The following is a 9,998-nucleotide window of genomic DNA, read 5'->3' on the forward strand; positions in this document are numbered from 1 at the left end:
TGAATAACAAAATCAATCTGATGAGCGACGCCTTCCAGTCATTCCTAAAGGAGGCCCCCAAGCATGCGCAGGCGTGGATGGATGCGGTGCAGGGGCTGGCCGGCGCGAGTGCGCTGGACAGCAAGACCGAGAGCCTGGCGTACCTCGCGGTGCTGGCGGCGCTGCGACTCGACAGCGGCGTGCCGTTCCATGTAGTGATCGCGAAAGAGGCCGGAGCCACGCGCGCGGAGATCATCAGCGCGATCCTGGTCGGCCTGCCGGCGGCGGGCAACGGCGTGACGCACGTGCTGCCGGCGGCGATGCGGGCCTACGACGAGGCATGACGCACGCGCTCGACGGTGGCTGCCTGTGCGGCGCGATCCGCTATCGCATCGAGGGCCCGCACATCGACGCCGGCTATTGCCACTGCCGCCTCTGCCAGCGTTCCGCCGGCGCGCCGGTGCTGGCGTGGCTGACGGTGCCGGTGGAGGCGTTTTCATACACCCGGGGCCAGCCGGCGGTGTATTGTTCGTCGACGCACAGCCAGCGCGAATTCTGCGGCCATTGCGGCACGCAGCTCGTGTTTCGCCGCCAGCAGGGTGCGCGCAGGGTGGATATCACCACCGCCAGCCTCGACGACCCGTCGCGGGTCGCCCCCGAGTATCACATCTGGCGCATGAGCCGCATCGCCTGGTTCGAGACGCACGACAGTCTGCTGCGTTTCGAGGACGCGGGTCCCGACCGGGACAGTTGAAAGGAAACGATGCCGGGCCGGGATTGAGAATCCCGCCATATCTCCGGATACCCGCTGGAACCTGCCCTCGACCTGATCGGGGGCGGGAATGACGACTCGACGTTTTCATGGCAGTTCTAGTACAAAAGCGCTAATGCAGGCCTGACCGTTGAACATCGGCCGGATCAGTCAGTTCAGGATATACATTGCCTATCAGGGTAATCGGGATAATCGATTTTCATCCTTCATCGCGTTCGCCTAAGGTGGGATCGTCTTTGACCCACCCGGTATAAACAGGCATGGCTTTCATAAATGGAAACGCGCAAGCTGTGGGCGGCTGTCCGCGACCGTAAGGCGGAAGGACATGAGTGACAGAAAGTTATTGTCCACCGGCGCCGGCAGCCCGGCATGCATATAGCATGCGCGGCCACGCCTTCGCGTGCTGTGCCGGGGAAGCCAGCCGTAAGATTGTCGGCGACACCTTCTGGAAGGCATTGCCGTCCTATACGGAATAATTCGAACATGGTTGTGAAACGCGACAGGGTGAAACATGAAGCAAAGACTGAGGACATGAGCGCGGGCAAGTGCCCGTTCACACACGTCGCCGGCGTCGGCCGCACGAACCGCGACTGGTGGCCGAACCAGCTGCGGCTGGAGCTGCTGCACCAGCATTCCGCGAAGTCCGACCCGATGGGCAAGGGCTTCAACTACGCGAAGGAGTTCAAGCGCCTCGACTACAAGGCGCTGAAGAAGGACCTGGTCAGCCTGATGACCGACTCGCAGGACTGGTGGCCGGCGGACTTCGGCCACTACGGCCCGTTCTTCATCCGCATGGCCTGGCACAGCGCCGGCACCTACCGCGTCACCGACGGCCGCGGCGGCGGCGGCCGCGGCCAGCAGCGCTTCGCGCCCCTCGGCAGCTGGCCCGACAACGTCAACCTCGACAAGGCGCGGCGCCTGCTGTGGCCGATCAAGCAGAAGTACGGCAGGAAGATCTCCTGGGCCGACCTGATCATCCTCGCCGGCAACGTCGCGCTGGAGTCGATGGGCTTCCGGACCTTCGGCTTCGGCGGCGGCCGCGCCGACGTCTGGGAGCCGGACGAGGACGGAACTGGGGCGAGGAGATCGCGTGGCTGGGCGCCGACAAGCGCTTCCAGCGGCGATCGCGACCTGGGGCCGTTCGGCGCCACCCACATGGGCCTGATCTACGTGAACCCTGAAGGCCCCAACGCCAGCGGCGACTACCTGGCCGCCGCGAAGGACATCCGCGCCACCTTCAGCCGCATGGCGATGAATGACGAGGAGACCGTCGCCCTGATCGCAGGCGGCCACACCTTCGGCAAGTGCCACGGCGCCGCCCCGGAATCGCACAAGGGCCCGGATCCGGAAGGCGCGCCGATGGAGGCGCAGGGCCTGGGCTGGATGAGCGCCTACGGAACGGGACGCGGCGCCGACACGATCTCCAGCGGCCTCGAAGTGACCTGGACCAGGACTCCGGCGCTGTGGAGCAACAACTTCTTCGAGAACCTGTTCAAGTTCGAATGGGAGCTGGTCAGGTCGCCGGCCGGCGCCAAGCAATGGGTGGCGAAGAACGCGCCGGCGATCATTCCCGACGCACACATCCCGGGCAAGTTCCATAAGCCGACCATGCTGACCACCGACTGCACGCTGCGCTTTGATCCGGAGTTCGGCAAGATCTCGCGCCGGTTCCACGAGGACCCGCAGGCCTTCGCCGATGCCTTCGCACGCGCCTGGTTCAAGCTGACGCACCGCGACATGGGCCCGCGTGCCCGCTACCTGGGACCGGAAGTGCCGAAGGAAGAGCTGATCTGGCAGGACCCGATCCCCGCAGTTGACCACAAGCTGATCGGCGATAAGGAGATCGCCGACCTCAAGAAGCAGATCCTGGCATCGAAGCTGTCGATTGCGCAGCTGGTCACGACCGCCTGGGCATCGGCGTCCACGTTCCGCGGCTCGGACAAGCGCGGCGGTGCCAACGGCGCGCGCATCCGCCTCGCCCGCAGAAGGGCTGGGAAGTCAACCAGCCGGCGCAGCTCGCGAAGGTGCTGAAGACGCTCGCGGGCATCCAGGTGGGACTTCAACAAGAAGGCGAAGGGCGGCAGGAAGGTGTCGCTCGCCGACCTGATCGTACTGGCAGGATGTGTGGGCGTCGAGCAGGCCGCGGAGCAGGCCGGCGCCGCCGTGAAGGTGCCGTTCACGCCGGGACGCACGGATGCCTCGCAGGCGCAGACGGACGTCGAGGCCTTCGCGGTGCTCGAGCCGGTCGCCGACGGCTTCCCGCAATTACCTCAGAGGCAAGTTCTCGGTCGCCGCCGAGCAGTTGCTGGTCGATAAGGCACAGTTGCTGACGCTGACGGCGCCCGAGATGACGGTGCTGATTGGCGCCCTGCGCGTGCTGGGCGCCAACGCCGGTGGCGCCAAACACGGGGTCTTTACCAGGAAGCCGGGCACGCTGACCAACGACTTCTTCATCAACCTGCTCGACATGGGCACGGAATGGAAGCCGGTTTCGGACGCGCAGGACGTGTTCGAGGGGCGCGACCGCAGGACGGGCAAGGTCAGGTGGACCGGCTCGCGGGTCGACCTGGTGTTCGGCTCGAACTCGCAGCTGCGCGCCCTCGCGGAAGTCTACGGCTGCGCCGATTCGAAGGAAAAGTTCGTGCAGGACTTCGCGGCGGCGTGGACCAGGGTGATGAACCTGGATCGCTTCGATCTCGGCTGATCGCCGCGCAAAGGCCGGCGCGGGTGCCAATCCCGCGCCGGCCCGTGGCAGTCATGGATGTGGAGTCAGGGCGGCGTTTCGAACTGTTTTGAAACGCCGCCCGGCCCGCCGTCATCGGCGGCGCGATGCCGTGATCGGGCCCGGTCAGAAGCAATCGAAATAATTGCAGATGTAATCGACGCGGTTGCCGTCCCGGTCGACGGGATACCAGCCCTTTTCCTCCATGCACTGGTAGTAGGCGCGGACCCATTCCTGCTGGTCGCGCTCAGCGCCGAATTCCGTCGCGCCCGTCACGGGCGCGGAGGCATTGGCGAACAGCTTGCAGTCGGTGCGGTCCTGCAGGAATTCCGCCGAGCCCAGGACCTTGGTGTCGTGCGCAAGGCGGACGGGATTGCCGGCGCAGGCGGACAGCCCGAGCGCGAGCAGTGCGACAATGAAGCGGCTGTCTGTGCGCATGTGACGATGGCGTTCCCGGGTCAGAGATACCCTGGATTGTAACCCCTCGTCCTCGCGTGCGTCTGTTCCGGCGCGCCGGTCGGCGGCGGGATTTTCAAGTATCATGGCGGTCCGGGTTTCGCAGACGAGATCGTGCAGCCATGACCGTAGCGCTGTTGATGGCCGGGTTTGTCCTGCTGGTCGCCGGCGCCGAGCTGCTGGTGCGCGGCGCCTCGCGCCTGGCCTCCGCCATCGGGATCTCGCCCCTCGTCATCGGCCTGACCGTGGTCGCCTTCGGCACCAGCGCACCGGAGTTCGCGGTGAGCATCAACGCCGCCCTGGCCGGCCAGCCGGACATTGCGCTCGGCAACGTGGTCGGCAGCAACATCTTCAATGTCCTGTTCATACTCGGGCTCTCCGGGCTCATCGCGCCTCTGGTGGTGGCGCGGCAGCTGGTGCGGCTGGACGTGCCGCTGATGATCGCGGCCTCGGTCGTGGTGCTGATCCTCGGACTGGATGGCCGCATCGGCCGCGTCGAGGGCGGGGCATTGTTCCTCGCGCTGCTGATCTATACCGGCTTCCTGATTCGCCAGAGCCGCAAGGAGAATAATGCGGCCGCTGCGGAGACGGCGGCGGCAGACAATGCCAAGCCTGTGCGATCGCCCGCGCAGTGGTTGTTCAATCTGGCCTTCATCGCCGCCGGGCTCGCCCTGCTGGTGCTCGGTTCGCGCTGGCTGGTCGACGGCGCGGTGGCGATCGCGCAGCATCTCGGCGTCAGCGAGCTCGTCATCGGCCTCACCATCATCGCCGCCGGAACCTCGCTGCCGGAGGTGGCGACCTCGGTCATCGCCAGCATCCGCGGCGAGCGCGCGACATCGCCGTCGGCAACGTGGTCGGCAGCAACCTCTTCAACCTGCTGGGGTGCTGGGCTGGCCAGCCTGGTGTCGCCCGCCGGCGTTTCGGTGGCGGCGACGGCGCTGCGCTTCGATATCCCGGTGATGGTCGCGGTGGCGATTGCGTGCCTGCCGATCTTCTTCAACCGTCATCTGATCGCGCGCTGGGCGGGCGGTGTGTTCCTCGCCTATTACCTTGCCTATACCGCCTATCTGATTCTGGCCGCGACCGGCCATGCCCTGCTGCCGCTTTTCAGCTCGGCGATGCGTGGTTTCGTGCTGCCGCTGACGGTGCTCACCCTCATCATCATCACGGGCGCGCCCTGCGCGCACGCCGGATGAAGTGAGTCGCGGCGTTGCCGGCGGTTCATCCCGCGGCGAATCCAGGGATGCGCTCAGGCGGGTGCGAGCGGCGGTTCGTCCATCAGCGCGAGCTGCTCGCGCAGCTCGAGGATGCGGTCCTGCCAGTAACGCTGTGTTGAACCAGGGGGGAAGGCCGCGGGAAACGCCGGATCGGACCAGCGGCGCGCGATCCAGGCGGAGGCAGTGAATCAGGCGCAGCGTGCGGGAGCGCCTCGACCAGGTGCAGCTCGCGCGGATCGAATTCAAAAATCCTCGTAACCCGCCAGCACTCGCCGAGCTGGAGCTCCATCGCGGCGCGGTCGCCTGAAAGCAGCATCCACAGGTCCTGCACCGCGGGTCCCATCCGGCTGTCGTCGAATCGACAAAGTGGCCCGTCGTCAGTCCACAGCACGTTGCCGGCGCCACAGCGGTCGCCGTGCAGGCGCAGGCTGTTCACCCGCCCGGCGCGCTTCATTGCAGCGCCGCACGCCCGCCAGCGCATGCTCGGTCACGCTGCGCCAGGCCTCGGCGATGTCCGCTGCGGGACCGGGTCCGCGCGCCGAGCAGGTAGCGCGCTGGCCCGGTGCCGAGTTTGCGATGTCGAGAGCGTTGGACGCGCGCGGTACGGGAGAAAGCGCACCGACCGCATGGATGCGCCCGATGAAGCGGCCCATCCACTGCAAGGTGTCGTCGACCATTGAATTCCGGCGCGTGACCGCCCGGCGCCGGGTAGACCGCGAAGCGGAATCCGCTCTAGTTGTTCAGGTGCGCCCGTTCCAATGCGAGCGGGGCGACGACCGGGATCTCGCGTTCGACGAGGCCTGCACGAAGGCATGCTCCTCGAGGATGGCGGCGTCGGACCAGCGCCCGGGCGGTGGAATTTCACCACCACCGGTGGTGGTGCGTCCTCCGGCCGAACTGGTACACGCGCGGTTCTCGTGGCGCTGTTGAGCGCGAGCAGCCCGTCGCCGCGCAGCCCCGCGCTCTCCAGCGCGTCGAGCATGGTGTCCGGCGTGAGTCCGGCGTAGGGAATGGCGGTGTCGTTGGTCATGGGAGATTGTAACCGCTTTCTGCGGGGACGGATTTTAAATCCGTCCCCGTTAGTTCCTGAGGAAGGGCTGCCTGTATGGGGACAGATTTGAAATCTGTCCGATCCGTCAGCTGCGCGCAGCGAAGCAGTTCGGTTCGCAGCGCCGCGAGCAGGGCGTCGATGTCGGCGGGTGTTATATCCCTGCAGCGAGATGCGCAGGAACTGCCGACCGTTCCATTCGATACGGGATCTCCACCCGATGCCGGTCGAACAGGTTACAGTTGAAGGCGGCAGTTCGTCGATACGCGGCAGGGCGTTCACCGCCATCTGCACGTAGTGGCGGTCCGTCGGTAGAGCAGCGCCGAGGGCCGGTCGGTTCGGAGACGCGTTGAATCGCCCGCCGAGCGGGCGGTGACCTCCGCGCGCACCTGCGGCCAGTCGTGCCCTCTCCACGGGAAGGCGATCGCCGCCAGCACCGCCGGGTAGGCGGCGAGGTCATTCAGTGCCCCACGAGCCATTGCAGCGCATCGACATAGTCCGGGTTCTGCGCCAGCTTGCGGTTGTCGCCGTAGCCTGACCCGATCACCAGCGGTTCGATCATAGGCTGCAGTTCGCGCCGCGCGTGTAGAGGAACGCCGCGCCCGCGGGGCTGCACAGCCATTTGTGGCAGTTTCCGGCATAGAAGTCGGCGTCGACCGCGCCGAGGTCGAGCTCGATCTGTCCCGGCGCGTGGGCGCCGTCGATCGCGGTCAGGATGCCGGCCGCGCGTGCGCGCTCACGCACGGCATCTTCGACCGGGAGGCGCAGCGCGGTGGACGAGGTGATGTGACTCGGGAACAGCACGCGTGCGCGGCGTGACGCCGCGCCAGAATCCCGTCGACGATAGCCGCGTCGGAGTCCGCCGGGAAACGAGACCAGCTGGCGGACGTAGCGCGCCCGCCGCGCTGCGGCATACGTGCAGCCGAGGGCATTTTAACCGGCAGCGCCGTATTCGTGATCGGTGGTCAGCACCTCGTCGCCCGGCGCGAGCGGCTGGCGAGCGCGCGACCACGTTCATGCCGAAGGTGGCGTTCGGGACATAGACGAGGTCATCGGATCGGTATTGAGGTGGCGTCCGGGTTCGCCGCGCGCCTGCCGCAGGAGTCCGGGCGGTTCGTTGTTGATGAACTGCACCGGCTCTCGCCCGCTCAACCGCAGCCGCCATTCCTGGCGGGCCTCGAACACCAACCGCGGCGTCGCGCCGTAGGAGCCGTGGTTCAGGAAGACGACGTCTGGGTCGAGGCAGGAACTGCTGTCTGCGTGAGGGGGCATGGTGCGGGCGCGCGCGTCGGCTTTACGCCAATCTTAACCGATCCCGACGCGGCCGGGCGCACGGCGGCCGTTCAATCTCCGCGTAGACGAAGACCGGGGTCGCCCGCTTCAGTCGCGCACCGGGCGCAACGCCAGGGACACGGTCCTTGTGCCCATGTTAACCGCCATATTTGAAATGGATCATCGCTGGCGTGATCAGGGCTCTGGTGGGTGTCCGCGGACCAGAATCCCGTGATCGGTGCCGCAGAAACAGATCGGGAGTGAGCGCCGGATCGTAGCAGCGATGTTCGACCACTGATGCGAGTTCATCCAGTGCGAACTTACTCCGTGACTCCGCAGGCGCCAGATCCGCCACCTTGTTCAGAGACCAGCGCGTGGCGGTCAAAGGCGCCGGGCGAGGACGAGGCGAGCCGGTTGCCCGTGCAGCCAGCGCCGTCCCAGCGCTGGCCGACCGCGCAGCGCATCGAGGTCAGAACCGGTCCGGCGGTCCATGACTGTTCCGCGTCCGGCGTCGTGAAGCGGGCGCTCAAAGGAGTGCTCGCGGTCAGGGCAGGATCGCAGGTCTGCGGCATCTGTACTGGGCGCCCGGACTGGGATACTGTACGGCAACGGCGGGGCGGGCGAGGACAAACGCGGGGGCGTCCGTGGCTGGTGTGTGGTTCCGCCTGAATCAGGCGTCATGACGCGTAACGGCGTCTCTCTTTCGCTCCGCTTTCAGGCCTGTTAGCATCCATTTTCCATATACGCTGAGCGCGTATGGTCCCGCATCACTTCACAGGCGCGGCCTGCATCGCCACGCAGCCAAGATTTGACGCCGAGCGCCAGCAGAATCTTCTCCATCAGGCACCAGCGCGTGATGCCGGACTGCAGCAGGTTATGGCGCCGACGAAGGCGAAGCGAACTTTGGCCGAGGTCGGGCCCGCGGTCGAGCTGGCGCCGTTGTGGACGTCGCGCGAGCATGCCGCGAGAACTGGATGAGGCTTGCCACGGCGATGATGCGGATGAGCCGTTCGGTGTTCGCCAAGGTGTGGCCTCCTTCAGTGTTGCGGTGGTTGATTCAGGTGACGGGTTAAAATCCGTCACCGGTCAGTCAGTGGTCGGTGGTTGAGGGACGGTTTTGAAATCTGCAGCCCCCTCTCGTAATCCGTCCCCTTTACAAGTTTTATCATACCACAGATAATAGACCAGCGGGATGACGAACAGAGTCCCAGCAGGGTCGAAGGCCAGCGTGCCGAAGGCCATCGCGAGCCTTCGAGGCCCGCCGAACACCGGGTCGCTCCATCGCGATCGCGGTGCCGGCGATGACGGCGAGCGCGGTGAGCCAGAGATCGGGCGCGCGCGCACTGCCGGCCTCGGCGCTGCCTCCGCCCAGACCGGTGCCGAGGGCGCGGTTTGTCGAGATAAAGTCGAGTCAGCAGCGATGGTGCGCACCACGATCCCAGCAAAGGCGCGATCATGCCCGATCATCGAAGATTGGCGGTGGGCAGCTGCTGCATGATCCGTTGGCCGGGAAGATTCCGATCATGGTGAGCGGGATCGCGCCCATCACGATCAGCAACCGGGATGAAATGCCGTAATGGCCGGCCAGCGGCAGGTAGATCAGCACCAGCGCGACCATGAACGCGGCGCCGGAGTCGCGGAACACGTCCAGCGTCAGGCGCATCTCGTAATCCCACAGCGAGCCGTGGTCGAAGGTCGCGTCGGGCAGGGGACGCATGAAGCCGAGGCCGCCGGTGGTGAGCCTGACGCCCGGCAGGGGTTCCGCACCGTCAAACCGACCGTCGAGGTCAGGCAGCGGATAGACCTGCGATCCAGTGGCCGGTTTCGCCGGTGACATAGACGACGGGAGATCCGTCCTTGGTCTGGATGGTCAGGCCGTCAACGACCTCCGCGTGATCCGGTGAAGGCGGCCGCAGCACCTGCCCGCCCGCGCTGCTGGCGACGAACAGGCGGTCGAGGTCGCGCGGGCGATGCGGAAGCGTTCCGGCATGCGGATGTGGATCAGCACCAGGTTGCGCTCGCTCGCGGCGTGGATGGTGCCGCCGATATCGAAAACCGGCGACGCCGTCGCGCATGACCACAGCGATCGCCTCAGTATCGACGCCAGCCGCAGCCGCCTTTTTACTTGTCGACCATCGCGGTATTCGATCTGGTCCTCGCCGACCGGGTCGTCGATATCGGCGGAGTCCCAGGGTACCCGCGTAGCCGGCGCGCACCTGCGCGAGGCGGCGCGCGGTGTCATGTCCAGGCCGTGAATCTCCCAGGCAGGGGTGGCGCGCACCAGCGGACCCGGCGGGTCCTCGACCAGCTTGATGTTTCGCCGCCGGCTGAACTTGGCGTACACCGGGCGAGGCGCGCGCGCAGGTCGAAGCACGATCTGTTTCCGGACTTCGCGCTGCGTTCGAAGGTGTCGACCGAGGTTGACGCCGGATCGCCCCGGTGCGTGCCCTGTGACGGTCGCGCCGCTCAACGTACCGTTGACCTCGACCGGGCCGGCGCGTCCGATGAAGGTCTCGTAATCGGTGGCCGGGG

Annotated in this window: 9 protein-coding genes and 4 pseudogenes; 4 read left to right on the forward strand and 9 right to left on the reverse strand. The window is 66.5% G+C overall.

Annotation, left to right across the window (positions count from 1 at the left end; translation table 11 throughout):
* The first annotated feature begins 20 nt into the window (after nucleotides 1-20).
* The 3 genes and pseudogenes from IPK65_14485 (at nucleotide 21) to katG (ending at nucleotide 3,455) form a co-directional block, all read left to right on the forward strand.
* A complete protein-coding gene (locus IPK65_14485; protein MBK8164293.1) occupies nucleotides 21-323 on the forward strand; it encodes a carboxymuconolactone decarboxylase family protein in 303 nt (100 codons plus the stop codon).
* Nucleotides 320-733, forward strand: coding sequence for a GFA family protein (locus tag IPK65_14490; GenBank protein ID MBK8164294.1), 414 nt, complete (start codon nucleotides 320-322; stop codon nucleotides 731-733). Before IPK65_14485 ends, IPK65_14490 begins: the two co-directional genes overlap by 4 nt.
* Nucleotides 734-1,282: 549 nt before the next feature.
* Nucleotides 1,283-3,455: pseudogene (gene katG, locus IPK65_14495) on the forward strand (catalase/peroxidase HPI).
* Between the two features lie 144 nt (nucleotides 3,456-3,599).
* Here the strand turns inward: katG and IPK65_14500 are convergent.
* Entirely contained in the window at nucleotides 3,600-4,016 is a 417-nt protein-coding gene (locus tag IPK65_14500) for a hypothetical protein (protein ID MBK8164295.1), read from the reverse strand.
* A 35-nt stretch (nucleotides 4,017-4,051) separates the two neighbouring features.
* Between IPK65_14500 and IPK65_14505 the strand changes: the two are divergent.
* Nucleotides 4,052-5,125: pseudogene (locus IPK65_14505) on the forward strand (calcium/sodium antiporter).
* A gap of 53 nt (nucleotides 5,126-5,178) precedes the next feature.
* On the opposite strand, the pseudogene IPK65_14510 reads toward IPK65_14505, so the two are convergent.
* From IPK65_14510 to IPK65_14545, 8 genes and pseudogenes are all read right to left on the reverse strand, one after another.
* Nucleotides 5,179-6,176 (reverse strand): annotated as a pseudogene (locus IPK65_14510) (serine/threonine protein kinase).
* A 296-nt stretch (nucleotides 6,177-6,472) separates the two neighbouring features.
* On the reverse strand, nucleotides 6,473-6,673 hold the full coding sequence (locus IPK65_14515) for a hypothetical protein (protein MBK8164296.1): 201 nt from the start codon (nucleotides 6,671-6,673) through the stop codon (nucleotides 6,473-6,475).
* A gap of 79 nt (nucleotides 6,674-6,752) precedes the next feature.
* The gene (locus IPK65_14520) at nucleotides 6,753-6,998 is read right to left on the reverse strand and encodes an aminotransferase class V-fold PLP-dependent enzyme (GenBank protein ID MBK8164297.1); all 246 of its coding nucleotides are present in this window, start codon (nucleotides 6,996-6,998) and stop codon (nucleotides 6,753-6,755) included.
* A gap of 210 nt (nucleotides 6,999-7,208) precedes the next feature.
* The gene (locus tag IPK65_14525) at nucleotides 7,209-7,466 is read right to left on the reverse strand and encodes a hypothetical protein (protein ID MBK8164298.1); all 258 of its coding nucleotides are present in this window, start codon (nucleotides 7,464-7,466) and stop codon (nucleotides 7,209-7,211) included.
* A 320-nt stretch (nucleotides 7,467-7,786) separates the two neighbouring features.
* The gene (locus tag IPK65_14530) at nucleotides 7,787-8,038 is read right to left on the reverse strand and encodes a hypothetical protein (protein MBK8164299.1); all 252 of its coding nucleotides are present in this window, start codon (nucleotides 8,036-8,038) and stop codon (nucleotides 7,787-7,789) included.
* A 235-nt stretch (nucleotides 8,039-8,273) separates the two neighbouring features.
* Nucleotides 8,274-8,359: pseudogene (locus IPK65_14535) on the reverse strand (DUF2892 domain-containing protein).
* 560 nt (nucleotides 8,360-8,919) lie between these two features.
* Nucleotides 8,920-9,303, reverse strand: a complete 384-nt coding sequence (locus IPK65_14540) for an efflux RND transporter permease subunit (GenBank protein MBK8164300.1) — start codon at nucleotides 9,301-9,303, stop codon at nucleotides 8,920-8,922.
* A 33-nt stretch (nucleotides 9,304-9,336) separates the two neighbouring features.
* Nucleotides 9,337-9,998: hypothetical protein (locus IPK65_14545; GenBank protein MBK8164301.1), on the reverse strand; the 662-nt coding region annotated here is incomplete at its 5' end.

The sequence above is a fragment of the Gammaproteobacteria bacterium genome (assembly GCA_016712635.1).
GTDB lineage: Bacteria > Pseudomonadota > Gammaproteobacteria > SZUA-140 > SZUA-140 > JADJWH01.